This is a genomic window from Abyssibacter profundi, from assembly GCF_003151135.1.
Lineage (GTDB): Bacteria > Pseudomonadota > Gammaproteobacteria > Nevskiales > OUC007 > Abyssibacter > Abyssibacter profundi.
The window spans coordinates 1-25620 of record NZ_QEQK01000007.1 but is presented as its reverse complement, the minus strand read 5'-3'; the positions used below and the strand labels follow the sequence as shown (position 1 = coordinate 25620).

23 protein-coding genes are annotated in these 25620 nt (G+C 62.6%); 14 read left to right on the top strand and 9 right to left on the bottom strand.

Annotated elements, in window-relative coordinates; translation table 11 throughout:
- Window positions 1–19: 19 nt before the first annotated feature.
- From gap to DEH80_RS08825, 5 genes are all read left to right on the top strand, one after another.
- A complete protein-coding gene (gene gap, locus DEH80_RS08850; protein WP_109720141.1) occupies window positions 20–1030 on the top strand; it encodes a type I glyceraldehyde-3-phosphate dehydrogenase in 1011 nt (336 codons plus the stop codon).
- Between the two features lie 207 nt (window positions 1031–1237).
- The gene (locus DEH80_RS08840; RefSeq protein ID WP_207774543.1) at window positions 1238–2404 is read left to right on the top strand and encodes a phosphoglycerate kinase; all 1167 of its coding nucleotides are present in this window, start codon (window positions 1238–1240) and stop codon (window positions 2402–2404) included.
- A 145-nt stretch (window positions 2405–2549) separates the two neighbouring features.
- Window positions 2550–3398: an AAA family ATPase gene (locus DEH80_RS08835; RefSeq protein ID WP_109720138.1), complete on the top strand. Its 849-nt coding sequence runs from the start codon at window positions 2550–2552 to the stop codon at window positions 3396–3398.
- 109 nt (window positions 3399–3507) lie between these two features.
- Complete coding sequence (locus DEH80_RS08830; protein WP_133249183.1) at window positions 3508–4242, top strand: hypothetical protein; 735 nt, start codon at window positions 3508–3510, stop codon at window positions 4240–4242.
- A gap of 251 nt (window positions 4243–4493) precedes the next feature.
- Complete coding sequence (locus DEH80_RS08825; protein WP_109720136.1) at window positions 4494–4703, top strand: cold-shock protein; 210 nt, start codon at window positions 4494–4496, stop codon at window positions 4701–4703.
- A gap of 61 nt (window positions 4704–4764) precedes the next feature.
- On the opposite strand, the gene DEH80_RS08820 is transcribed toward DEH80_RS08825, so the two are convergent.
- The 3 genes from DEH80_RS08820 to DEH80_RS08810 form a co-directional block, all read right to left on the bottom strand.
- Window positions 4765–5361, bottom strand: a complete 597-nt coding sequence (locus DEH80_RS08820; protein ID WP_109720135.1) for an outer membrane beta-barrel protein — start codon at window positions 5359–5361, stop codon at window positions 4765–4767.
- Window positions 5362–5503: 142 nt separating this feature from the next.
- The gene (locus DEH80_RS08815; protein WP_109720134.1) at window positions 5504–6085 is read right to left on the bottom strand and encodes an outer membrane beta-barrel protein; all 582 of its coding nucleotides are present in this window, start codon (window positions 6083–6085) and stop codon (window positions 5504–5506) included.
- Between the two features lie 262 nt (window positions 6086–6347).
- A complete protein-coding gene (locus DEH80_RS08810) occupies window positions 6348–6965 on the bottom strand; it encodes a c-type cytochrome (protein ID WP_109720133.1) in 618 nt (205 codons plus the stop codon).
- 235 nt (window positions 6966–7200) lie between these two features.
- Here DEH80_RS08810 and DEH80_RS08805 point away from each other — a divergent pair, with 235 nt between their 5' ends.
- Together DEH80_RS08805 and ppx are read left to right on the top strand one after the other, a co-directional pair.
- The gene (locus DEH80_RS08805) at window positions 7201–7596 is read left to right on the top strand and encodes an MAPEG family protein (protein ID WP_109720132.1); all 396 of its coding nucleotides are present in this window, start codon (window positions 7201–7203) and stop codon (window positions 7594–7596) included.
- On the top strand, window positions 7593–9107 hold the full coding sequence (gene ppx, locus DEH80_RS08800) for an exopolyphosphatase (RefSeq protein WP_109720131.1): 1515 nt from the start codon (window positions 7593–7595) through the stop codon (window positions 9105–9107). Before DEH80_RS08805 ends, ppx begins: the two co-directional genes overlap by 4 nt.
- Before the next feature lie 31 nt (window positions 9108–9138).
- Here the strand turns inward: ppx and ppk1 are convergent, their stop codons facing one another.
- Window positions 9139–11214, bottom strand: a complete 2076-nt coding sequence (gene ppk1, locus DEH80_RS08795) for a polyphosphate kinase 1 (protein ID WP_109720130.1) — start codon at window positions 11212–11214, stop codon at window positions 9139–9141.
- A gap of 179 nt (window positions 11215–11393) precedes the next feature.
- On the opposite strand from ppk1, the gene DEH80_RS08790 reads away from it, so the two are divergent.
- On the top strand, window positions 11394–11981 hold the full coding sequence (locus tag DEH80_RS08790) for a hypothetical protein (RefSeq protein WP_109720129.1): 588 nt from the start codon (window positions 11394–11396) through the stop codon (window positions 11979–11981).
- A 24-nt stretch (window positions 11982–12005) separates the two neighbouring features.
- On the opposite strand, the gene DEH80_RS08785 is transcribed toward DEH80_RS08790, so the two are convergent.
- Together DEH80_RS08785 and DEH80_RS08780 are read right to left on the bottom strand one after the other, a co-directional pair.
- Window positions 12006–12749: a glycerophosphodiester phosphodiesterase gene (locus DEH80_RS08785; protein ID WP_109720128.1), complete on the bottom strand. Its 744-nt coding sequence runs from the start codon at window positions 12747–12749 to the stop codon at window positions 12006–12008.
- A gap of 132 nt (window positions 12750–12881) precedes the next feature.
- Window positions 12882–14060: a GGDEF domain-containing protein gene (locus DEH80_RS08780; RefSeq protein WP_109720127.1), complete on the bottom strand. Its 1179-nt coding sequence runs from the start codon at window positions 14058–14060 to the stop codon at window positions 12882–12884.
- Window positions 14061–14281: 221 nt separating this feature from the next.
- Here DEH80_RS08780 and DEH80_RS17695 point away from each other — a divergent pair, with 221 nt between their 5' ends.
- Window positions 14282–14770 (top strand): c-type cytochrome, encoded by a 489-nt coding sequence (locus DEH80_RS17695; RefSeq protein ID WP_109720126.1) that lies wholly within the window; start codon window positions 14282–14284, stop codon window positions 14768–14770.
- A gap of 91 nt (window positions 14771–14861) precedes the next feature.
- On the opposite strand, the gene DEH80_RS08770 is transcribed toward DEH80_RS17695, so the two are convergent.
- Window positions 14862–16862: a UvrD-helicase domain-containing protein gene (locus DEH80_RS08770; RefSeq protein ID WP_109720125.1), complete on the bottom strand. Its 2001-nt coding sequence runs from the start codon at window positions 16860–16862 to the stop codon at window positions 14862–14864.
- 291 nt (window positions 16863–17153) lie between these two features.
- On the opposite strand from DEH80_RS08770, the gene DEH80_RS08765 reads away from it, so the two are divergent.
- Together DEH80_RS08765 and DEH80_RS08760 are read left to right on the top strand one after the other, a co-directional pair.
- On the top strand, window positions 17154–17915 hold the full coding sequence (locus DEH80_RS08765) for a TorF family putative porin (protein ID WP_165831384.1): 762 nt from the start codon (window positions 17154–17156) through the stop codon (window positions 17913–17915).
- 163 nt (window positions 17916–18078) lie between these two features.
- Window positions 18079–18816 (top strand): TorF family putative porin, encoded by a 738-nt coding sequence (locus tag DEH80_RS08760; RefSeq protein ID WP_109720123.1) that lies wholly within the window; start codon window positions 18079–18081, stop codon window positions 18814–18816.
- A gap of 115 nt (window positions 18817–18931) precedes the next feature.
- Here the strand turns inward: DEH80_RS08760 and DEH80_RS08755 are convergent, their stop codons facing one another.
- The gene (locus tag DEH80_RS08755) at window positions 18932–20434 is read right to left on the bottom strand and encodes a YifB family Mg chelatase-like AAA ATPase (protein ID WP_109720122.1); all 1503 of its coding nucleotides are present in this window, start codon (window positions 20432–20434) and stop codon (window positions 18932–18934) included.
- Window positions 20435–20448: 14 nt separating this feature from the next.
- A complete protein-coding gene (locus DEH80_RS08750) occupies window positions 20449–20700 on the bottom strand; it encodes an accessory factor UbiK family protein (protein WP_243412780.1) in 252 nt (83 codons plus the stop codon).
- A gap of 170 nt (window positions 20701–20870) precedes the next feature.
- Here DEH80_RS08750 and glnK point away from each other — a divergent pair, with 170 nt between their 5' ends.
- From glnK to DEH80_RS08735, 3 genes are all read left to right on the top strand, one after another.
- Complete coding sequence (glnK, locus tag DEH80_RS08745) at window positions 20871–21209, top strand: P-II family nitrogen regulator (RefSeq protein WP_109720120.1); 339 nt, start codon at window positions 20871–20873, stop codon at window positions 21207–21209.
- 50 nt (window positions 21210–21259) lie between these two features.
- The gene (locus DEH80_RS08740) at window positions 21260–22531 is read left to right on the top strand and encodes an ammonium transporter family protein (RefSeq protein WP_109720119.1); all 1272 of its coding nucleotides are present in this window, start codon (window positions 21260–21262) and stop codon (window positions 22529–22531) included.
- A gap of 221 nt (window positions 22532–22752) precedes the next feature.
- A partial coding sequence (locus DEH80_RS08735) for a PKD domain-containing protein (protein WP_119254155.1) occupies window positions 22753–25620 on the top strand: 2868 nt, incomplete at its 3' end.

Sequence of the window (25620 nt, the reverse complement as noted above, 5' to 3'; positions counted from 1 at the left end):
CTAACCAAGGAGAGAACACATGGCTACGAAGATCGCGATCAACGGGTACGGCCGCATCGGCCGCAATGTCCTGCGTGCGCTGTACGAGTCCGGCCGCACCGACGAAATCCAGATCGTTGCCATCAACGACCTGGGCGATGCCAACACCAATGCGCACCTGACCCAGTACGACACGGCCCACGGTAAGTTCCCGGGCACGGTCAGCGTCGAGGGCGATTCCATGGTCGTCAATGGCGACAAGATCAAGGTGCTGGCTAACCGCAATCCGGCCGAGCTGCCCTGGGGCGAGCTGGGCGTGGACGTGGTGCTGGAGTGCACCGGGTTCTTCGCCAGCAAGGACAAGGCCATGGCCCACATCCAGGGCGGTGCCAAGCACGTGGTTGTCTCGCAGCCGGCCGGCTCCGACGTCAAGACCATCGTCTATGGCGTCAACCACGACACGCTGGAATCTGGCGATCAGATCGTCAGCAACGCCTCCTGCACGACCAACTGCCTGGCGCCGGTTGCCAAGGCCCTGCAGGACACCGTGGGCATCGAGTCGGGCCTGATGACGACGATCCACGCGTTTACCAACGACCAGGTGCTGACCGACGTTTATCACTCGGATCTGCGTCGTGCGCGCTCGGCCACGCAGTCCATGATTCCGACCAAGACCGGTGCCGCCGCGGCCGTGGGTCTGGTGTTGCCGGAACTCAAGGGCAAGCTCGACGGCTTCGCGATCCGCGTGCCGACGATCAACGTGTCCATTGTTGACCTGACCTTCAAGCCGGGTCGTGCGACCACGGCGGACGAGATCAACCAGATCATGAAGGACGCCGCCAGCTCCGGTCCGTTGTCCGCCGTGCTGAACTACAACGACGCACCGCTGGTCTCCATCGACTTTAACCACGATGCCGCCTCCAGCACCTTTGATGCCGGCCTGACCCGCGAAATCGATGGCGGTCTGATCAAGGTCTGCTCCTGGTACGACAACGAATGGGGTTACAGCAACCGCATGCTGGACACCACGTTGGCCTTGGCCAAGGCCTGATCCAGGCCGATGGCGCCGTGACGGGTGGCGAGCGCATGGGGCGCCCACCCGTCATCGCCCGCGATCCCACCGTGCAGGCGGCCCGCTCGATCTGAGTCGGCCGCCTGTATGGCTTCAGCGGGTCCCCCTATTTTCTGGCGTCGGCATGTCGAGCTGCCCGCGCCCGCCGTTCGCCGGATGCGAATGGCCTGCTTCGAGGAGCACTGCATGAAACGCATGACCGACCTGGACCTGGCCAATAAGCGGGTCCTGATTCGCGAAGATCTCAATGTGCCGCTGGACGGCGGTCGCATCACCTCTGACGCCCGGCTCAAGGCCGCCCTGCCCACGATTCGTGCGGCGCGTGATGCCGGTGCCCGCGTCATGATCATGTCTCATCTCGGCCGACCCACCGAGGGTCAGCCCGAGGCCAAGTACAGCCTGCAGCCTGTCGCCGAGTGGCTGGGCGAAGCCCTGGGCGCGCCCGTGCCGCTGATTACCGACTGGCTCACCATGGATGCGCCGAATCCTGGCGATGTGGTGTTGTGTGAGAACGTGCGCTTTCTCGAAGGGGAGAAGGCCGATGACGAGCAGCTGGCCAAGCGCATGGCGGCGCTGTGCGACATCTACGTAATGGACGCCTTCGGCACCGCGCATCGGGCCCAGGCGTCGACGCATGGCGCCGGCAAGTTTGCCCCGGTGGCTTGCGCCGGGCCGCTGCTGGCCGCTGAGTTGGATGCGCTGGGCCAGGCGCTGGGCGACCCCGCGCGGCCGCTGGTTGCGATCATCGGCGGGTCCAAGGTGTCATCCAAGCTGGGTGTCATCGAATCGCTTATCGACAAAGTCGACCAGCTCGTGCTCGGTGGCGGCATCGCCAACACTTTCTTGGCCGCGACCGGTGTGACCGTAGGGGCGTCGCTGCATGAGCCGGATCTGATCGAGACGGCCCAGCGAATCATGGCCGCCGTCAAGGCCAAGGGCGGCGATATTCCGCTGCCCAGTGACGTGGTCGTTGCCACTGCGTTTTCTGCCGACGCACCAGCCACGGTGAAGCCGGTGGACCAGATTGGCGAGCAGGACATGGTGCTCGACGTGGGGCCCGATACCCGCAAGACGTTGGCGGCGTTGCTCGATGGTGCGGGCACCATCGTCTGGAACGGCCCCGTCGGCGTGTTCGAGTTCGATCAGTTTGCCGGCGGCACCGAGGCCATGTCCCAGGCCATCGCAGGCTCAGATGCCTTTTCGATTGCGGGCGGCGGCGACACCCTTGCGGCCATCGACAAGTACGGCATCGAACAGCAGGTCTCCTATATCTCGACGGGCGGTGGCGCCTTTCTGGAATTCCTGGAAGGCAAGACGCTGCCCGCAGTCGCCATGCTGCAGGCCCGCGCCTAGCCGTCTTGCGCCCGGCGGCCGGAGCGCCTGCTCATCGGCTGCCGGGATACTCTAGGATTAGACGCAGAGCGCCCCCGGCTGCGGGTGGCCACAGCCCTAGCGCCGCGCCGTGCGCTCCACCGATGCTCAAAAGACTCAGGACACCATGACCAATCGATTTGAGGGAACCGAACGCTACGTCGCCACCGATGACTTGAAGCTGGCCGTGAATGCGGCGGTGGCGTTGGGCCGTCCGCTGCTGATCAAGGGCGAGCCCGGGACCGGCAAGACGCTGCTGGCGCAGGAAGTGGCTCAGTCGCTTGGCAAGCCTTTGTTCGAATGGCATATCAAATCGACGACCAAGGCCCAGCAGGGGCTTTACGAATACGACGCGGTCTCGCGGCTCCGTGACTCCCAGTTGGGCGAAGAGAAGGTTCACGACATCGCCAACTACATCGTCCGTGGGCCTTTGTGGGAGTGCTTCCAGTGTGACGAGCAGCCCGTGCTGCTGATCGACGAGATCGACAAGGCCGACATTGAGTTCCCGAACGACTTGCTGCGCGAGATCGATCGCATGGAGTTCGATGTTTACGAAACCCGTGAAACCATCACGGCAAAATACCGGCCGATCATCATCATTACCTCCAACAATGAAAAAGAATTGCCGGACGCCTTCCTGCGCCGCTGCTTTTTTCATTACATCCGTTTCCCGGACAAGGACACGATGCAGGCGATTGTCGATGTCCATTTCCCCAAGCTGAAGCCGGAACTGCTGCGGGTGGCCATGGAAATCTTCTTCGACCTGCGCGAGGCGCCGGGGCTTAAGAAAAAGCCATCGACATCGGAATTGATCGACTGGCTCAAGCTGCTGCTGGCTGAAGATATCGACGCCTCCACGCTGCGTGAGGCCAGTAGCAAGCAATCGCTGCCGCCGCTTTACGGAGCGCTGATCAAGAACGAGCAGGACATCCACCTGTTCGAGAAGCTGGTGTTCATGCAGAGACGCGGCGCCTAGGCGAGACGGGTCTGGTCGCCTGTTCGGGGCGGCACTGTGGTGGCGCAGCGGTCGGCAAGCGTGTTTCCCTAACGCCTTCAGGGTTTGATCATTCGGCAGGGAGGCTGGCATGTGTGATACGCGATGGGCTCGGTGGTGTCTTGGGTTGCTGGTTGGCCTCTGGTCCGGATTGGCGGGCGCGGAGGCGGCCGCCTGGCACGGTGAGCTTGCGTTGGGGCAGTGGAGTTTCGATGCCAGCGGCCAGGTGCGGGATACCTCCGATCAGGTCGACTTCACGGATTTGTCCAACGAAGGCAACGGGCAATCCTATTTCCGTTTAGGCGCCTCGCCGCCGGGGCGTTGGTGGCCCGATGTGCTGCTCGAGCGTCAGGGGCTGCAGGCAGGTGCCACCGGACAGACCGACGGCGCGCTGATCTTGCCGGGATCGACGGGAACCGCCCGTGCGGATTTCGATTTGACGGCCTTATCCCTGACGCTGCCGTTGATTACAGAGGGTGTTCGGCTCGGCCTGGGCGTCATGATCGAGAACGTCGATGGCCTGGTGACGCGCCAGGAGGACGGAGAAGCCGCGCAGACCGACCGATACGACGAGACGTATCCACTGGCGTTGCTGCGGGCGGATGTGGCGCCGTTCGGCCCGATTACGTTGCGGGTCGAAGCCGCCTATGTCGAATCGGGCGCCGACCGGGCCATCCACGCCCGGGGGAGCCTGTTGTGGCCTGTCATCGCCCCGCTGGGATTGGAGTTTGGTCTGCAGTCCCGCCGTTATCGCTTTACGACCAGCAACTATGCCGTCGACGCCGAGTTTCGCGGCGGATACATGGGGATGTTGTTGAAGTTCTAGGGTTTATGTGACTCGGCCCGGGCTTCCCCAGGTCGTCCTAGATGCCCGCCATTGATCGGCCTACGGTCCGTCAAATTTGTTTTGAACGGTGGAATACGCGGAGTCAACCGCTAAGGTGACCGTTCGTCGGATGTCATACAATCGTGCATGGTTTTCCTGATCGCATGCGTAGAATGCGATTGAGCTGGCCTGTCCGGGTCAGTATTGAAGACGCTGAAATGTCCAGCGCCGTTGTTTGAAAGAGAGAAGGAATGTCTGAAGAGATCGAAGGAACCGTCAAGTGGTTCAATGACGAGAAGGGATTCGGATTTGTCGAGCGCGCAGGCGGCAAAGACGTGTTTGTCCATTTCAGCGCAATTAATGGCTCCGGACGCCGGACGCTGCATGAAGGCCAGAAGGTCACCATGCGCGTCGTGCAGGGTCAGAAGGGACCGCAGGCTGAGAACGTTACACCGCTCTAAGCCGGTTAGCAGTCCAAAAAAGGCGGGCAAAAGCCCGCCTTTTTTAATGCCTGCTAAGAAATTAGACGCCGAAATCGAAGCGCACGCCCAGCATTAATTCGTCGATTTCTGCCTCATCATAGGTTTCGTAGTCCAACGTCACGCTGAATCCTTGGTCGAGGCCAAGCACCGCTCCAAAACGCACCAAGGTTTCATTGTCGTCGTCGATGTCGAGCCGCTTGTATCGCGCGTGCAGTTCAAAGTTGTCGGACAACATGGCACGCAGGCCACCTTGCAGCCCGTATCCGCTTTCACTCTCGTCTCCCGAACCAAAGCCGGGCACGTTCACCTCGACCTCGGCATCCTCATAGGTCAGCGCGCCAAAGGCGCTGATCAGTTCACTCTCTCCGACTGGCCCGGCCACCCCGATGCCCAGGCTCAGGACGGACAATTCCAGCGAGGAGCCGCCGTCTTCGAATTCGCGGGTGGAGTACTCGCCGATGAAGAATGCGCCGTCGGCAAACGACGCCACCATCTCTCCGCCGAAGCCATCACCCTCGGTGTCGTCTTCCGCCTCGGAATCGATGTAGCTGATATCAAGGTAATCGTAAGAGGGGCCTTGTGCGGCGGCTGCGAACGGGGCGAGCGCGAGACCCGCGGCCAATCGTTTGAAAGACATCAGAGCATCATTCCCTTGATTGTAAGATCGGGCGCCAATCTGCCAGTTGCCGGACGGATTGGCAAAATGGGCTTGTTGAAACGAGAAACGGCGGGCGCTGGGCCCGCCGTTTCTGGGTGTTGGCGATGACCGCCGGTTCAGCCTAGAACAGCATGCTGACGCCGAGCTTGACGTCGGTGAGGTCCAATTCGTTGTTGTTGTCGTCTTCGAGTCCGGTCAGACGGTAGTCAGCGAACAGGCCGATATTGGGGGTGATGTCGAAGCTGGCGCCCAGGGTGTACTCCAGGCCATCGACATCGTCCAGCGTGAGGTAGCCCAGCTCGCCCTTGAACCGCAGCTGCTCGGTGGCCGCAATCAAGATGCCTCCATGCAATCCGAAGCCATCTTCGTCGTCGCCGTTACCGTCAAACTGCAGGTATTCGCCCTGACCGTAGAAGGTCAGTCCTGCGGTCGATTCCATGGAATGAAATCCAAGGCCGAGACGGAGCTGGTCAATTTCGATCTCGAAGTCATCGGTTTCTGCGCTTTGATATTCCGCGTCGATGAAAGCTTGCTCGCCCACTCGGAATGAGCCAGAAATGCCGAAACCATCGCCGTCATCGTCGACGCCGCCAATCTCCAGGTTGGTGGAGACCAGATAGGCATCGACGTGCTGGAACGGATCTGACGCCATGCTTGCCATCGGCAGGCTGGCCAGAAGAGAACCCAAAAGCAGTTTGTTCATTTCGACTCCTTTAGATACAACCGCGTGCACACGCTGCCCGCCCCACAATGGGGCGCTTCTCCGAACAGGCGTGTGCGTGGAATCCCGGCATTCTTCCCGCGCCGGGTGACAGGCATATTGCCATTGTGCTGCAGAACGAAGAAAGATCTTGGTTGATGCAGCCGTACGGAGCCTAAAGGCATGCACTATTGCAGTGCAAACACAAACGCCCCATGACGGGGCGTTTGGTGAGGCGAGCGGGCGGCAGGCTTGCCGCGACCGGCTAGTCGTCGAAGTTCGGGGTGTACAGCGGCTCGTTCTGCGAGGCGAACCAGGCAGCCAGGTGCTTGATGTCGTCCTTCGACAGGTTGGCTGCGAAGCCCTTCATGATGGCGTTGTTGCGCTCGCCCGTCTTGTAGGCCGTGAGCGCATGGGCCAGGTAGTCAGGATGCTGTCCGGCAAGAATCGGGTACTGGGTGATTCCGGATGCGCCGGTGGCGCCATGGCAGGCCACGCAGGCCTGTGAGAGCTGTTCGCCCTTGGCCGGGTCTCCAGTGGGGACCACATCCACATCATCACCCACCTGCGGTGCCTGGGTGACATAGGCGGCGATGTGCTTGATCTGCTCTTCGGTCAACGACGCCGCCTGCGCGACCATGGTCGGGTGCTTGCGCTGACCGGTCTTGTAAGCCGTCAGCGCTGCCACGATGTATTCGGGGTGCTGACCACCAAGGCGCGGGACGCGAAAGGTCGGATAGGCATTCGTGTAGCCGGCAATGCCGTGGCAGCCAGCACAGGTGTAGGCCAGCGCTTCGCCTTTTTCGGCGTCGCCATCCTGAGCCCAGACCGTGGAGACAGAGGCCAGCGCGACCACGCAGGCGAGTTTCGCAAGTCGAATCATCGGATTAAGTCGTCAAGGAAGTTGAGGCAAGCGCTGCCAGCGGGGCCGCAATGGTCCGCGAAGCATCAAATGGAGTCAATCACGGAGGATACCATTGATCGCCCCTGCTTGGCCTGTTCTGGGTCGGCAGGCACCGTCGGCGAGGGCGTCGGGCTGCGCCACGGAAAACATCAGTCACCGAGCCTGTCCAAAGGCTACGTTACTATCGCCGCTCCATTGAACCGGAGCCCCCGCAATGCTCTATACCGCGACCGCGGTGACGGCGGCCTTAAGCGGCCTGTTGATCCTGATTCTTGCCCTGCGTGTGTCCCAGCTCCGCATCCAGCATCAGGTCTCGCTGGGTGATGGCGGGCATGCCCCCTTATTGCGGGCTATTCGTGCACATGCGAATGCGACCGAGCACACACCGATCTTCCTGATCATGTTGTTGCTGCTGGAGCAGTGGGCGCCTGCCTTGGCTGTGTGGGTGCTGGGTTTGGTGTTTGTGTTCGCGCGGCTGTTGTTCTCCACGGCGTTGCTGCGTCGCAGTTTCAGTCGATCCCGCCAGGTGGGCGCCGGTTTGACGTATCTCAGCGCGTTGGTGGTGGCCGTGTGGTTACTGATCGCTGGACTGACCCAGGCCCTGGCGTGACCGAGGCCCGCGAGACCGTCGATGACGTGGCCGCTGTCGACCTCGGGTCCAACAGTTTTCACATGATCGTGGCCCGTCCGCGCGGACAGGAGATTACGGTTGTCGACAAGCTGCGAGAGCCGGTGCGACTGGGCGCGGGGCTAGATGCCGACAAGCAGCTGTCTGCCGAGGCCCAGCAACGGGCGATGGCCTGCCTGGAGCGATTCGGGCAGCGGCTGCGGCCGATTCGGACGGGGCGGGTGCGTATCGTCGGGACCAACACGCTGCGGCGCATGCGGCGGCCGGAACAATTTCTGAGCGCAGCCGAGCAGGCACTGGGCCATCCAGTGGAGGTGATCTCCGGCGTTGAAGAGGCCCGGCTCATCTACGGTGGTGTGGTCCACGGCCTGGGTGCGGAGCAACCGAGCCGCCTGGTGATCGATATTGGTGGGGGCAGCACCGAAGTTATCATCGGCGAGCGTGATCAGCCCCGTTTGCTTGAATCCGTGCGCATGGGCTGTGTGTCGTTTACCGATCGATTCTTTGGCGGCGGCAACATCACCCGAAAGCGGTTCGTGGCCGCGCGCATGGCCGCAAGGCTGGAGACGGAGTATCTGGTGGCCGACTACCGGGCCGCCGGCTGGGACGTTTGTATCGGTGCATCGGGCACGGTGCGGGCCATCGCAAAAGTCATTGCCGGCTGTGGCTGGGGTGATGGTGCCATCACCCCGGAAGGCCTCGACCAGCTCGCCGATCACATGGTGGGCTTGGGCAGTATCGATGCGCTGAACCTCGATGGTTTGCGCGAGGACCGAAAGCCCATCTTCCCCGGAGGATTGGCGGTGCTGGCCGGACTGTTCGATGCGCTGAACATCACACGTATGACCGTCTCGGATCGCGCCCTGCGCGAGGGCGTGATCTATGACCTGCTCGGGCGTCTCAGCGATCACGATGTCCGGCATGACACGGTGGCGGGGCTTGCACGCCGTTTCGGTGTGGATGCTGCGCATGCCGACAGTGTGCGGGCCACCGCCATGGCGATGCTGGACGGTGTGGAGGACGGTTGGTCAGAGCTGGCGGGTGACACCGCTGCCCGGCAGCTGCTGAGTTGGGCCGCCCAGTTGCACGAGATCGGCTTATTCGTCGCGCATGGCTCGTATCACAAGCACGGCGAATACCTGGTGCGCAACGGTGACCTCCACGGATTTTCGCAATTGGATCAGCGCATGCTGGCGGCGCTGGTGCGCCTGCACCGAGGCAAGTTCCGACCTTCGGTACTCGATGGCGTCCCGCAGCCGGCCCGTGAGCGGATCCTGCGGCTGGCGATTCTGCTGCGACTGGCAGTGATTCTGCGCCGCGGTCGTACGCATGATCCCATGCCTGCCGTTGTCATTCAGGTGCGGGAACAGCAGGTGAGCATCCAGTTCGATGCCCAGTGGCTGGCTGATCATGCGCTGACCCGAGCCGGCCTCGAGCAAGAGCAGGCCTTGCTCAAGCCGGCGGGGTACAAGCTGCGCGTGCGCGAGGCCTGAGCACAGCGGGGCCGATCAAGCAGCCTGTGCCCTAGCCTTCCATCAAGGCCTGTTGTGCACAGATTGCGGGTTCGCCCGCCGGCGCTCGCGTGTAGCTGCCATCGGCAGCCATTTCCCAAGCCTGGGTGTTATCGGCCAGATACAGCTCCAGCTCGTCGACGATGCGCTGCGCGAGCTTTTTGTCCAAGACCGGAAATGCGGTTTCCACCCGCCGGAACAAATTGCGCTCCATCCAATCCGCGCTGGAGCCGTACAGCGCCGGCTGGCCGTTATTGGCGTAGTAGTAGACCCGGGTGTGTTCGAGGAAACGGCCGACGACCGAGCGTACGCGGATGCGCTCCGACAGGCCCGGAACGCCTGGCCGCAGGCAGCACATGCCGCGGATGACCAGATCGATTTCCACGCCTGCGGCTGAGGCGGCGTACAGGGCGTCAATCACCGAGCGCTCGGTGAGCGAGTTCATCTTGGCGATGATCCGGGCCGGGCGTCCGGCCCGCGCATGCTCGGCCTCGCGCTCAATGCACTCGATCACACCGGGGTGCAAGGTAAAGGGGGATTGCAACAGCTTGTCCAGCTTCAGGACCTTGCCGAGACTGGTGAGCTGAAGAAACACGCGGTGCACGTCTTCGCCGATGGCCGGGTTGGCGGTCAACAGGCCATAGTCGGTGTAGAGGCGGGCCGTGCGGGGGTGGTAGTTGCCCGTCGACAGGTGGCTGTAGTGCACCAGCCGTCCCTGCTCGCGGCGCACGATGAGCACCATCTTGGCGTGTGCCTTGTGCCCCACAACACCATAGACGACATGGGCGCCGGCCTCCTGCAGGGCCTCGGCAAGGCCGATGTTGTCCGCCTCGTCAAAACGGGCACGCAGCTCGACCACGACGGTGACCTCCTTGCCGGCGTGGGCCGCCTTGATTAGGGCATCCACCACGGCCGAGTCGGTGCCGGTGCGGTAAAGGGTTTGCTTGATGGCGAGGACCTGCGGGTCGCGGGCCGCGGCGCGTAGCAGCTCGACGACCGGCGCGAACGAATCAAACGGATGGTGGAGCAGGACATCCTTGCGGCTGATGGTGTCGAAGATGCGGTCCTGTCCCAGGCTGGACGACAGACGCGCGGTAAACGGTGGATATTTGAGGTCGGGTCGATCGACCAGATCACCCAGGGCCATCAGTCGGTTGAGGTTCACGGGGCCGTCGACGCGGAACAAGTCATCCTCGGTCAGTCCCAGCTTGTCGAGCAGGTACTGCCAGACGCCGTCGGGACAGTTGTGTGCCACTTCCAGCCGGACCTCATCGCCGTATTGCCGCTGCGGCAGTTCACCTTCTAATGCCAGCAGCAGGTCGTCGACCTCTTCCTCGTCAACAAAGAGCTCGGAATTGCGGGTGACACGGAACTGGTAGCAACCGGACACCGTCATGCCGGGGAATAATTCATCCACATACGCGTGAATCACCGACGAGAGAAACACGAAATCGTGGGGCCCGGTGCCCGGCACCTCCGGCGGAATCTGGATGAGCCGGGGGAGCGAACGCGGCGCCCCCACCACGGCGAATCGCGCGGTGCGGCCAAAGGCGTCCTTGCCATCGAGCGAGACGACAAAGTTCAGGCTCTTGTTGATGATGCGCGGAAACGGATGGGCTGGATCGAGCCCGATGGGCGAGAGCACCGGCAACAGTTCCTGGTGAAAGTACTCACGCAGCCAAGCGTCTTGCGCCGCGTTGGAGGCCCAGTCCACCCGTCGAACAAAGCGAATGTTCTCCTGCTCCAGTGCAGGGATGAGCACCGCATTGAGGGTTCCGTACTGCTCGGCAACGAGTCGATGGGCGCGTTCACTGATCTGCCCCAGCAAGGTTGTGGGCAGGATGTTGTCCGGCCCCGTCTGGACTGCACCCACCTCGGCCATTTGCTTGAGACCTGCCACGCGCACCTCGTAGAACTCGTCGAGATTGGAGCAGGAAATGCAAAGAAACTTCATGCGTTCGATCAGCGGAACACGGTCGTCCTTGGCCTGTTCGAGCACGCGCTGGTTGAACTCCAGCAGCGAGAGCCAGCGGTTGATGTAGTGGTCTGGCTGGTAGCTATCCGCGGCGGGCGTCGCGTTGTCGGTCATGAGGTGTCTTTAGCTCGGGTCAGCAATGTGTTGCACTGCATGCGGGAAAGCGCGTGCGTGTGGCAGGGATGCATCCAACGTATGAGCCTGCGATTGCTGTATGACAGCCCGATGAAGAATGCGTGTCACGGCCCTGTCAAATCAAATCGGCAAGCTGCGCGCCAGTTCAGGAGGACACCATGACCCAGACACGATTGGCCTACTCGCTGGCCGCCCTCTCGACCCTCGCCGCCGCCGGCTGCGCGGTTCCGCATACCTATCAGGGGACGGATGCGATGCCCCCGGCGATCACCGAGCCGGCCGGCCCGGTCATCGACACGTCGGACTACTACGAGGCGCATCACGAAGGGCGCGTCTATGTATTCGACGATTTCACGACGTACAAGGCGTTTTTGGAGTACGGCCATACGCCTTACCGGCTCGTACGCATCGGCGAGGGGCCGGACGGCCAGACCCTGGTCTTTGGTCTGACCGATGAGGACAAGGCCAAGCGTGAGGGCATTGCCTCGGTCGCCTTATACGATGGCGAGCTGTCGGGCACGGATCCGTTCTACGGCGAAGTGCTTTACGACGGTCGGTTCTACGTATTCGATCGCTGGGAAGACCTGCAGGCGTTTAAGGTCACCTGGGAGGCGCCCTATCGGTTCACCGAGATTGGCGCCGGCACGGCAAATCGTACGGTGGTTTACGTCCTCAACGACGACAATAAGACCCGGCGGCCCGAGGCCCTGATGGCGCGCTTTCGGTCACGCCACCAGCAGCGGTAGCGACACGGGTTGGGCCGGGGCGGATTAGGCGGCCCGGTCCAGCACGGCCACGCGTTCCGGGTAGTCCGTGAACAGCCCGTCGACGCCCAGGGCGCGGAGCCGCTCGATCTCCTCGGGTTGATTCACGGTATAGACGTAAATCGCCAGCCCGCGTGCCCGCGCGTCCGCGAGCAGGTTGGGCGCCAGAAATTCATGCGACAAATGGACGGAGACCGCGCCCAGCGCCTCGGCGCTCGCTGCGTAGTCCAGCGGTACACCGCAGTAAAGCGCGCCGACGGCGATGCGTGGCTCTAGCGCCTTGACCTGCCGAAGCTCATGCAGGTCGAAGCTCGAGACGAGGATTTCGGACCAGTCCCAACCCAGGACCTGCACGGCGTGGCGAATTTGGTGCACGATCACCTCCGCCAAACCACGCGCCTTGAGTTCCAGGTTAAGGCCTGCTCGGCGGTCGATGCACTCGATGGCCTGTTGCACCGTCGGTACGTGTTGACCCCGCCCGGCATCCAACGCGTCCAGGTAGTCCGGGGTGACTTCGGCAACCCGGCCGCGACCGTTGGTGCTGCGGTCCAGTGTCATGTCATGCATGAGCACCGGGCGTCCGCCATTGAGATGAACGTCGACCTCGATCCAGTCTGCGCCCAGGCGTATCCCGGTTTCGATGCCCAGTAGTGTGTTCTCCGGAGCGTGACCGCGGGCACCGCGGTGGCCAAAGACCAGCGGATGCGGATTGCGCAAGCGCGGGGCGGGTGTGATGTGCCGGATCGACATATCGCAGCCTCCTGACGGATGGCGTCACTGGCAACCGGGAGGAGTGACGGGCCCGGTATCAACCCGTCTGCGCCAACGCGCGGTGGGTGCAGGCCGCCAGTATCCGCCCGGCGCGTGACATTTTGGTTGCGCTCAGGGCTGCAGGCCTGCGGGATTCGTGACTGGCGTCGCGGTCTGATGGCCGCTTGAGTCCAGCTGGCCGTGGATGACGCGATCACGTCCCGCCCGCTTGGCCTGATACAGCAGGCGATCGGCCAGGCACATGAAATCCCGCATGGTCGAGTGCGACAGAGGCGTGCCCACAGCGGCACCAATACTGACGGTGACCCGGATCGGCTGCTCGCTGTCCGGGTGGACGACGAGATTGCGGATCCGGTGCAGGACGCGTTCAGCCAGCACCACCGCTTGCGCGGCGTCCACCTCGTAAAACGCCAGCAGGAATTCTTCGCCGCCCATGCGCCCGGCCAGATCCAGGGGACGCTGGCAGGCGATGCGCAATTCCTCGCCCACGCAGCGAATCACCTCATCGCCGGCGAGGTGGCCGTACCGATCATTCACTCGTTTGAAGTGGTCGATGTCTACGCAGAGCAGGCAGAGGGAATTGCGCTGTCGCATGGCCATGCGCAGCACCCGATCCATCTGGTCCTCAAAGGCGCGCCGGTTCAGCAAGCCCGAGAGATCGTCATACGTCGCCGACCACATCAGGGATTCGCGGGCCATCCAGGCACGGCGCGCGGTCAGCTCAACGGACAGGCTGGCGACCACGGCAATGGCACAGAGGCAGACAAAGACCAGATAGTCGCGTGTGGCGAAGGCCTCCGGGGCGGCGTGCATGGCGGCGGAGCCGGTGGCCAGGGTCAGTATCGCCATCAGCACACCCGACAGCAGGCGGGCTCGAACCAGTACGCAAAAAAGCAGCGGGCAAAGTGCCAGCCCGGTGAGTGGCTGGTCCGGGCTGAGGCGTCCCAGCGCCACGGTTAGCTGTGCGCTGTACGCCAGGCCCAAGGCAGCCAGCGTGAAGGTGGCCACCGTCGACAGGGCATACCAGGGCCGGTGGAGCAGGGTGGCCGCGCAGGCCAGGGCGGCGAGGGGGATGAGCCAGACCGTCCACGCCTGCCAACCCTCATGCACGCTGGCGGGTGCGCCCAGCAGCGCCGTATCCAGCAGCGGACGCGGGACGGTTAGCACCAGGCAGGCGATCACCATGGCCCAGCGGCCCAGTCGCCCCCCGTCTCTGAAGCGGGTCCTAAATTCCCGCTCCGATGGCTTCGAGGCAAAGCGCAGCCCCGAATAGTCGATTTGAATCCCCATCCCCCGTCTGTCGATCCGGTGGTGTGCCCCGATGGCGTTTAGTCTGCGGTTTGCCGGTACGCCGCGCCAGCATGTCGAGACGGCCGGTCATGATGAAGTCGTCGCCGGCTGGCGGGTACAGCCCGGCGCGATCCGGCTGGCTCATGCTAATATCCGCGCCCCATGCCGGCGCGCACTCGCGGCCGGAACCAAGAATTCATCTGATCGGTTGAGGCGTAGCCGTGGACTCAAACCACGACAAGGTATTTGTCACAACATTTCTGGGCGTAATCGGCTTTCTGGTTGCGCTGACCGTGGTGATCGCGGTGATCGCCGGTGTGATCACCTCCGAAGAAGACACCGACGAGATTCGCCAGATCACCCGCGAGCGCGTGCAGTCACGGATTGCGCCTGTGGGCCAGGTCATCACCGACCCGAATGCGATTCAGGTTGCCAGCAGCGCCGACGCGGGTGGTGAGGATGCGCGTTCGGCCGAGGACATCGTCCAGGGCTTGTGCGCCGGCTGTCACAGCGCCGGCGTGGCCGGTGCGCCCAAACTGGATGACACCGCAGCCTGGCAGGCACGTCTGGATGCCGAAGGTCGCGACGGGCTCGTGAACAGCGTGATCAATGGCAAGGGCGCGATGCCGCCGATGGCCGGTGATCCCTCGCTCTCCGAGGCCCAGGTTCAGGAGTCTGTGGACTTGATGCTGGAACAGGCGGGCGTCTAAACCTCCGCTTGCTGCCCGTGCCATGCAGGCGCGGCAGTATTGTCCAACAACGGCCGCTTTTGCGGCCGTTGTTGTATGGGATGCCCGGTGGTTAGTCCGACTCGGCGTTCTGCGCCGAGCGGGCCCCGAAGCGGGCCCGTAACGCTTCGATCTGCTTTTGACGTTGGGCCTGTTGTTCTGCGGCATCGGCGGCCGCATCGGGCCAGTCCACATCGGCTTCGGGGAGTTCCTGCAGGAACCGGCTGGGCGGGACGTCCACGAGCTCACCGCCTCGTTTGATCTGCTGGGGCACCGTGAGCGTCAGCGTGGCCTGGGCGCGGGTGATGCCCACGTAGAACAGGCGCCGCTCCTCGTCCACGTCTTCGGTGTTCTCGTGGGGGAGAATGCCGTCGACCATCCCGACGATGAACACGTTGGGGAATTCCAGGCCCTTCGAGGCATGCAGCGTGGCCAGCTGGACCTCGTCCTTGCCCTCTCCGTCATCCTGCTTTTCCAGCATGTCGACCAGACTGAAATGGTTGACTACGTCGTCCAGGCTGCGCTCGTCCTCGGCCAGTCGTCGGGTCCAGTCCATCAGTTCGTCGACCAGCTTGAGCTTGCGGTCCGCGCGCACCTTGTCGGGCGTGGTCGCGGCCAGCCAGTCTCGATAGGCCAACTCGGCGATGATTTCGGCGAGGATGTGGTCGGGACGCATATGGGCCGTCGTGCGTGATTGCCGCTCATGCCAGTTGCAGAAGCGCGCCAGCTCCGCGCCCTGCCGGCCGCTGATCAGCCCTAGCGCGCTGGCTTCCTGGGCTGCCTGCAACAGGGCGCAGCCGCGTTCCTGAGCGTAGTTGCCCAGCCGCTGCAGCGTGGCTGGGCCCAATTCACGGCGCGGCACGTTAATGATGCGCAAAAAGGCCCGGTCGTCGTCCGGATTGGCCAGCAGGCGCAGATAGGCCACCAGGTCCTTGACTTCGGCGCGATCAAAAAACGAACGGCCTCCGGTCATTTTGTAGGCGATGCCCTGGGCCCGCAGGGCCTGCTCGATGAGTCGCGCCTGATGATTGCTGCGGTACAGGATGGCGTAGTCAGACCAGTTGTCGTTGCTGCGAATCCGATGGGTTTGCATGCGGGAGACCACCCGCTCGGCTTCGACCGTGTCATCCGGCACGTTGAGCACGCGAACCTTGGTGCCTTCGCCCAGCGCGCTCCACAACGTCTTTTCGTACAGGCGCGTATTGCGCTCGATGACCGAGTTGGCCGATCGGAGAATCCGGCTGGTACTCCGGTAGTTCTGTTCCAGCTTGATGACCTGCAGCTCGGGGTAGTCCACCTTGAGATCGGCGAGGTTCTCCGGCCGAGCGCCGCGAAACCGATAAATCGACTGGTCATCATCGCCCACCACGGTGAACCGGGCCCGTACACCCACGAGTGCGCGCATCATCGCGTACTGCACGGGGTTGGTGTCCTGGTACTCGTCGACAAGCAGGTAGCGGATGCGCCTTTGCCAGCGGTTGCGGACGGATTCGTCGTCCTGCAGCAGGCGAGTGGGTTTGACGATGAGGTCATCAAAGTCCACGGCGTTATAGGCCGCCAGATGCGCTTCGTATTGCTCGTACAGGCGGGCCAACGTGGCGTCGGCTTCGGATTCTGCGGCCGCAGCCGTGTCCGCCGGACTGAGGAGCAGCTGCTTCTGATCCGAGATCCACCGCAGGGCGATTTTGATGCGATCGGGCTCCGTGACACCGAGGTCGCGAATCAGCGCCGAGGTGTCTTCGGCATCCAGAATCGACACGTTCGCGCGCAGGCCGATGGCGTCGTGCTCTTCGCGCAGCAGGTCCAGGCCCAGGCGATGGAAGGTGGAAATCGTCATCTGCCCAACTGCATCGCGGCGCACGCGTTTGCCCACGCGCTCGCGCATTTCCCGGGCGGCCTTGTTGGTGAAGGTCACCGCTGCGATATGCCGCGGTTCGACGCCGGCATGCTCGATGAGATAGCCAATTTTTTCAGTGATGACGCGGGTCTTGCCGCTGCCCGCGCCTGCCAGCACGAGCAGTGGGCCGGAGACATGCTCGACGGCAGCCTGTTGTCGGTCGTTCAGTTTCGGCATGGGCCTTGCTTCGAGGAGAGGGCGGCCGCGCGTTGTGCGCCGCAGCACCGGGTCGCGGGATGAGTTTGCGGCGCGGACAGTAAACGTCGAACTGAGTCTCTACAACTTGAATCAGGGGATCACAGCACTCGGCGGGGTTCGAGGAATCAGAGCCCACAGGGGGCCATAGCGGCCTGAGTAGCGAATCCGCCACCTTGCGTGGCATGTGGATTGCTACGCATGAGCGGGTTCGCAGTCACTGGGCTGTGTTCCGCGGAACTATCAATGTTTAGGAGTAAGGGGCGTAACCAAATGGAATTCAAACGTTCAATCTTGAGCGCAGCAATCGTTGGCGCGACAGTCTTTTCCAGCACTGCTGCGGCCGAAACCAGCGTCAATGCAGGCTTCATGAGCGACTACCTTTTCCGTGGCATTCCGCAAAGTGGCGGCACCGCGGCATTCGGTGGTATTGACTACGCGGATGCTTCGGGCTTTTATGCTGGAGCCTGGGCTGCTCAGATCGGATTCGCTGGCGGTGCAGGTGGTGCTGGTTCAGAGCTGGACCTATACGCTGGTTTCTCTGGCGAATCTGAGACTCTGGGCTACGACTTTGGCGCGATCTACTACTACTACTCAGAAGAGGATGAAGCGGTTTCCTCTGCGAACGAGCCAGACCCTTCTAACAATACCTTTGAGCTGTACGGAAGTCTTTCGGCTGGTATGTTTTCGCTGGGCTTGTATTTTGCGCCAGACACTTACTTCTCCTTCGATGGCGAGGCTATTGGCATCAGCGTTGGTTTTTCCGCGCCCATCACTGACGCGATGACATTTGATGTGAGCCTGCAGCACAACTCTGGTGATGGTAACGAACTGATCCTCCAATCACTTGGCTCCACAGACGACAGCTATATTGATTATTCGATCGGCATTAATGCTGAGTCAGAAAGTGGTCTCTTCATGGGGCTGTCGCTGGTTGGTACTGACATTGAGTCGCCGAATGCCTTCGGGCCAGGAGACGATTTTGAGGATGAAATGAAAGTCATCGTCAGCGGCGGATTCGCGTTCGACATCTAATCGACGCGCAGACGACTGCAAGTAGAAAAGGGCCGCTTTCGCGGCCCTTTTCGTTTGTGAGGGGCGGCGCGCTCGCGTGTTCTGATCACCGGCCCAGGCTGATATGCTCTGGTCCCGTCGCAGGTCCTTCGCGATGAATTGCACGTCTAGGGAAGTGGACTGAATGAAACTGAAATCGACAATGGTCGCGGCGCTGTCCGTCGCTGGAATAGGCGCGGCGCTGCCCGCACAGGCCGAGCTGGATGCGAGCATCGGCGTGGCCTCCGAGTACGTGTTCCGTGGTCTGGCGTCGGGTTCTCCGCAGGTGTGGGGCGGGCTGGATTACAGCCATCGATCCGGCGCCTACGGGGGCGTTTGGGTCTCGAACACCAGCGCATTTGGTCTGGATTCCGACGGTGATGGACAGGTCGATTCCGTGGCTGATGGTAACGAGGAAGTCGACTTCTATGCGGGCTGGGGCAACGGTCTGGTCGACCTCGGGGCGATTTACTACGCCTACCCGTCACAGCCCAGCCAGGGCGGATCCAGCATCACCGAAATCTACGCGGGCACGGCCATCGGGCCGTTCACAGGTTATCTCTGGTACGCCCCCGCTGGCGTCGATGGGCCGGACGATGACGAGTATCTCTATGTCGACCTCAATGTCGACACACCGCTGACGGACAGCACGTCGCTGGGCTGGCATGTTGGCTATGTGGAGCCTCTTGGCGATGCCTACGAAGTTCGGGCTTCGTTACCAGAGAGCGACCCAAATTTTGTCAAGAATGCTGACGATGGTCGCTTCGACTTTGGCGTTTCTCTCAATATCCAAGACTACTTTCTAGCGCTCACTTATCTGGAAGGTTCCGGTGGGGGTTTCTCCACCATCGTGGGGTATAGCTGGGCGTTGCCGGTCGAGTAATTCACACTGGCGAATGTGGTCCCGGTTCGAACAAGCCCGCAGTTGCGGGCTTTTTCATGCCTGCAAGAAAGTGGTGCAGGCGAGGCGCACCGCCATGGTGCGGTGGTTGCAAATCTCAGGTATTAAGCTGATTTCTGTAGCTCAATGCTTCAGTCAGGTGCGTTTTGCTGAGGCGGTCCTCGCCCGAAAGGTCTGCAATGGTGCGAGCCACCCGGAGTGTGCGGTGCAGGCCGCGCGCCGAGAGTTTGAGACGTTCGGCGGCCGTGATCAGAAAATCGCGGTCGGCATCGGAGAGCCGGGTGTGCGCGTCCAGCGCGGTTGCCACCAGCTGTGCATTGGCGCAGCCCTGCCGCGTCCACGCCGTTGCGCGTGCCTGTTCGACGCGCCGACGCACCTTGGCACTCGGTTCACCCGTCTCGTGCTGCGTGGCCAGCTCACGTATCGGTGCACGGTGGACATGAATCTGCATATCGATGCGGTCCAGTAGCGGCCCGGACAGGCGCCCGCGATACCGTGAAACCTGGTCGGGCGTACAGCGGCAGGCCTGCTCCGGGTCGCCCGCATAGCCACAGGGGCAGGGATTCATGGCGGCCACGAGCTGAAAGTCAGCCGGGTAGGTGGTTTGTTGCGCGGCTCGGGAGATGACGACATGTCCGGACTCCAGCGGCTCGCGCAAGGCTTCCAGCACGACCCGCTGAAACTCGGGCAGTTCATCCAGAAACAACACCCCCTGGTGGGCGAGCGTGATCTCCCCCGGCCGTGGCGGGGCGCCCCCGCCCACCAGGGCGGGCGCCGAGGCGGTGTGATGCGGTGCCCGGAAGGGGCGTTGCCCCCAATGCCGGGGGTCAAAACCGTCGCGCCCAATGCTTTGAACCTGGGCGCAATCCAGGGCCGCGGCTTCGGACAGCGGCGGCAGGATGCCCGGCAGTCGACTGGCCAACATGGACTTGCCGCTGCCCGGTGGCCCGATCATCAGCAGGCTGTGTCCCCCCGCGGCGGCGATCTCCAGCGCGCGACGGCCCTGATGTTGACCCAGCACATCCTGTAGGTCGGGCATGGGCTGGACGGCGGTCGACTGTGCTGGCGGGGTGGCCGACTGAAGGTCGGTTTGTCCAGCCAGCCAGCCGCAGACTTCGAGCAAATGGCCGGCGGCACGGACGACCGTCTGCCCTGCCAGCGCGGCTTCTGCGGCGTTGTCTTGCGGCAGGATGAGCGTCTTGCCGGCTCGGCCCGCATGTACGCTGGATGGCAGGGCGCCGCGGATGGGGCGCAGTTCGGCCGACAGCGACAGTTCACCCAGTAATTCGCAGTCGCCGAGGCGCGCGTCATCAATTTGGCCACTGGCGGCCAGGATGCCGATGGCGATGGCCAGGTCGAATCGCCCGCCCTCTTTGGGCAGGTCGGCCGGAGCGAGATTGACCGTGATCCGGCTAGGGGGCATCTGGAACCCCGCGTTGACCAGGGCCGCGCGGACCCGGTCCTTGGATTCACGGACCGCCGCTTCGGGCAGTCCCACAATCGTCATGCCGGGCAGGCCGCCAGCGACATGGACTTCCACCGCCACAGCGGTGGCTTCCAGCCCGTTCTGGGCTCGGGATGCGACGGTGGCCAGCCCCACGCGTGAGTTAGCGGCTAGCCGCGCTGGCGCTGCTGGGCCTCAAGTTCCTCGACGCGCGACTCCAGGCTCTTGAGTCGTGCACTGGTGCGCGATAGCAGCGCTGCCTGGGCTTCGAACTGGTCACGGCTGACCAGATCCAGGCGTTCCAGCTGGTTTTGCAGGATTGCCCTGAAGTTGTCGGCCAACTCGTTACGTAGGCTTTTGAGCCCTGGGGGCAGGGTCATGGCCAAGCGCTGGGCGATTTCGTCGATTTGTCGGGTATCCAACGGGGGCATCCGATGTGGGATTCAGACCGACAGTCTACCCAACCCACGTGATGGCGCGTGTCTTCCGGGGTGAGGCAGAGGGGTGGCACGCCCGTTGCGTTCACCGTCCGTGCTGTTCAGAGCCGGCGGGATGACGGCTCTACCACCACATGAAAGGAGCAGTCATAACCATGAAATTACTCGTAGCAGTCATCAAGCCCTTCAAGCTCGACGAAGTGCGCGAGTCTCTTTCCGAAGTCGGGGTCCAGGGCATCACGGTCACGGAAGTAAAGGGATTCGGTCGGCAGAAGGGACACACGGAGTTGTATCGCGGCGCTGAATACGTCGTGGATTTCCTGCCCAAGGTGAAGATCGAGGTCGCCGTCGACGACGACCAGCTCGATCCAGCCATCGAGGCGATCAGCAAGTCCGCCCACACCGGCAAGATCGGCGACGGCAAGATCTTCGTCGTCCCGCTGGAACAGGCCATTCGTATCCGAACTGGCGAAACGGGCAAGGACGCACTCTGATCGATCGCGATCAGGCTGTCTTTATTCAACCCTGAGCACAGGACTGAATCATGCAAAACGAAATTTTTGAGCTTCAATACGCGATCGACACGTTCTACTTTTTGATCTGTGGTGCGTTCGTGATGTGGATGGCCGCCGGCTTTGCCATGCTGGAATCCGGCCTCGTCCGCGCCAAGAACACCACGGAAATCCTGACGAAGAACGTCTCGCTCTACGCCATCGCCTCCATCATGTACCTGGTCTGCGGTTACCAGATCATGTACGACGGCGGTTTCTTCCTCTCCGGTGTGACCACGGTTGCCGGCATGGATGAAGAGGCCATCGCAGGCATTCTCGCCGCCTCCAACGAAGCCGGCTTCGGCGACATGGGCGAGTACGCAGGCGCTTCGGACTTCTTCTTCCAGGTGGTGTTCGTGGCCACGGCCATGTCCATCGTCTCCGGTGCCGTTGCCGAGCGCATGAAGCTCTGGGCCTTCCTGGCCTTTGCCGTCGTCATGACGGGCTTCATCTACCCGATGGAAGGCTCCTGGACCTGGAATGGCGATGCCGTTTTCGGTCTGTTCGAACTGAACTACAGCGATTACGCCGGTTCCGGCATCGTGCACATGGCCGGCGCGGCCGCTGCACTGGCTGGCGTGCTGCTGCTGGGCCCCCGCAAGGGCAAGTACGGCGCAGACGGCAAGGCCAAGGCCATCCCGGGGGCCAACCTGCCGCTGGCGACGCTGGGCACGTTCATCCTGTGGATGGGCTGGTTCGGCTTCAACGGTGGTTCCACGCTGAAGCTGGGCGGTATCGCCGTGGCCAACGAAGTCGCTAACGTGTTCCTGAACACCAACGCGGCTGCGGCCGGTGGTCTGGTCGCGGCATTGCTGGTCGCCAAGATCCTGTTCGGTAAGGCTGACCTGACGATGGCCCTGAACGGCGCGCTGGCCGGGCTGGTGGCCATTACGGCCGATCCGGCATCGCCGTCGCCGCTGATGTCCACCATCGTCGGTGCCCTGGGTGGCGTCATCGTGGTGTTCTCCATCATCGGTCTGGACAAGCTGAAGATCGACGATCCGGTCGGTGCCATCTCCGTGCACGGCGTGGTTGGCCTGTTCGGTGTCATGGCGGTCTGTGTGACCGGTGGCGCCAGCGTCGTCGGTCAGCTGGTCGGCGCGGCGGTCATCTTCTTCTGGGTGTTCCTCACCAGCCTCATCGTCTGGGGCATCCTCAAGGCCGTCATGGGTCTACGGGTTTCCGAGGAAGAAGAAGCCGAAGGTGTGGATATCTCCGAATGCGGCATGGAGGCCTATCCGGAGTTCGCGCCCTCAGGCAAGTAATCGGCTAAGAGTTCCCGGCTACGCCCGGGGCTCGAGGCTTACAAGGGCGGACCCTCCGGGGTCCGCCTTTTTTTGTGGGAAGCTGCGGCCACGGCTTGAAGCGCCGGTGGCAACGGTCCCAATCTTGCTCCCGTTAACGGAATATTCACTGGCGCTCGGTGTCAGCGGCACCGGGAACCGATCTTGGTCTGTGGGTCTCTGTACCCACTTGGGGAGTCATAATGCGTAAGTCTTTTCTGGCAGGCAGTCTGCCAGCGTTGTTGTTGTGTCTTTCACCGGCGGTGTCAGCATTCGACACCAGCCCGGCCACGGCCGAACTCACGGCGTCCAATCCGCGGGTCGAGTTTGCCGGCGGCGACATGTTGCTTTCGAATCCGCTGGGCGCATGCCCCGGCGCCAACTTGGCCGAGTGCGACCGCTTGACCCTGACGGTGGATGTACCGGCTGGGTTCACAGAGCAGTTCCCCGGGTCCACGGTTGAGATCAGTCTCGAGTCCACAAGCGACTACGATTTCGTTGTGCGCGAGGACGCGTCCGGTGCCACGGTGACCTCGGCGGTGACGACGAGCAACCCCGAAACGGCCTCGTTCCTCGTGCAGGACGGGCTCACCAGCTACACCGTTGATTTCAATCTGTATCTCGGCGTACCGGCTGGATTCGGCGGCGCCGTCGAGCTGGTTGTGCGGGAGCCATCGGGCAATGGAGATGGGGGAGGATCGGAGGTGGAGCCGGGCGACGCCTACGATCTCGTGCCGTCCGTTCCGGCTCAGCCTCGGGTTGTTGTTGCGGTGATCGACTCGGCAATCAACCCGTACCACGATGGTTACTACCAGCAGCCATCGACGGTGACCAAGGAGGTGCTGGCCGAGCTCGGTGTCAGTCCAGAGAACGTCGTGGCCTTGACCCGCACCGGTGACTTCGCCGCGGATCTGGCTGCCGATGCCGCCTTCTGGAGCGCTGTCGAGCCGAACACGCCCTATCACTTTGTCGGCACGAACATCATCGCCACTTCATACGCAGGTGCAGGCATCAATCCGCTGCTTCCTGAATCCAGTAAGAGCTCGCATGGCGTGGGCACCAGCTCCTCCGTGCTGGCGGGTAATCCTGAAGCCATCATTTATTTCGTGGAGTCGGAGGGCGCCCTGGGTAGTGAGGAATCGCATCGCGCGGCATTCCTTCATCCGGCGGTCGATATCGTCTCGACGAGCTACGGCGTCTCGATTCCCGGCACGGGCTTCCAGCTGCCGGAGAATCGCGCTTTCGAGCACACCTACGAGTCGGTTGTGGGCAAAGGCAAGCTGCACTTCAGCTCAGCCGGTAACAACGTCGGCTTCTCCAATCTTCGAGCGGGAGCCGGACCCTGGTGGTCGATCGGCGTGTCGGGTATCGAGGAAGATCCCGAGGCAGAGCCGGGCAGCGAATCCGATCAGTTGCTCTCGGGCATTCTTCCCGATTTCGTCTCGGACTACACGCAGGCCTTGCCTTACTGCATGAACTGCGAAACCGAAATCAACTCCAGCGTTCCCGGCACGAGTTTCTCGACGCCACTGGCCGCAGGGGTCACCTCCGCCGTCCTGCTCGAAGCACGCAAGCGTCTCGGGCACAGTGGCGGGATTGTCGACTCCGGGGAGGGTGCGATGGCCATGGTCGACGCCAATGGGGTGACCATGAACAACTGGTTTATCCGGCGCGCCATGGAGCAGGCGGCTTACATCCCGTCCGGTGGAGATTTCGGCGTGGTCGGCTCGCTAACGGACCCCTTATCGACATCGACGCCGATCAATCCGCTTGCGCCGTGGTTGCAGATTGCCTGGGGTGAACTCTCGGCTGTTCCAGCCAAAGGCGTGGTGGATTCCGCACTGGCTCACCTGGGTTTCCAGGGCGAGGATCGTGTCAAGGATCTGGGGTTCTGCGAGTTCCAGACGGAACTGCTGTTGCAGCGTCAGACGTACTGGAACGATATCGCGCCTCAGCTTCCCACCGTGACAGGCGGTGAGCTCACGGGGCAGACGCCAGAAGAAGATCCGTTCATCTACTGCGACTCCATGGTGCCGACGCATCCGGAATCCAATGATCCGGGTGGCTCGGGGCAGATCGGTAGCGGGGACAACGCTGCGCCGGTGGCGGTGCTGACCGGGCCCACGGTGGCGGAGATCAACGAAGAGGTCGTTTTCACGGCAGCAGAATCTACGGATGCCGATGGCGATTCGTTGCAGTACGGTTTCGATCTGGGTGATGGCACCGTCACGCCGCCTTCCTCCGATGCAACTGTTTTGCATCGGTACCAGGAGGCTGGTGATTACCTGGTGACGGTGACTGTTACCGATCCTGAAGGTTCGATGGATACCGCGAGCCACAGCATCACCGTGACCGGCGGTGAAACCGGTGGGAACGAGCCCGGACCGGGTTCCAGTATCAGTGCCTCGCTGCGCGTCAACGATCAGTCGGAGCGAGTCGAGGCCCAGGCCCCTGCGACGCTAACTTTCGACGCCTCGGATTCGGCCTATGCAGACGCGGAGGGCAATGCGTTCACCTACCAGTTCGTGTTTGGTGATGAGGCCTCTTCCGAAGAGTATTCGGCGCCGACCACCGAGGCCGTGGTCACGCATGAGTATGAGGCGGCCGGCACATACACCGCTTACGTTATCGTCGTCGATGAATTCGGTAACTCCGCTGAGTCGAATGAAGTGATGATCGAGACCACGATTCTGATCACGGTGGGCGGCGACAACGGCACGGTGGCGCAGCTGACGGTCGACGAGACTTCGGGGCCGGCGCCGCTGCAGGTGGTCTTCGACGGCTCGCAGTCGTTTACCAGCGAAGGGGAAACCATCACCGAGTACTGCTTCGACTTCGATGACGGTGAGGCCCCGCAGTGTGGGACCGAAGACACGGCCACCTACGTGTACACCCGACCGGGCAGCTACGAGCCCAGCCTGATGGTCACGGCCAGTGACGAATCCACCGCGACGGCCAAGGCGACGGTGAGCGTGGGCGGGACGGGCAGCAACCCCGGTACGCCCAGCCAGCCGGCGGCTTCCACGGGTGGCGGCTCAGGTGCCCTGGGCGGTTTGTTGCTGCTGCCGCTG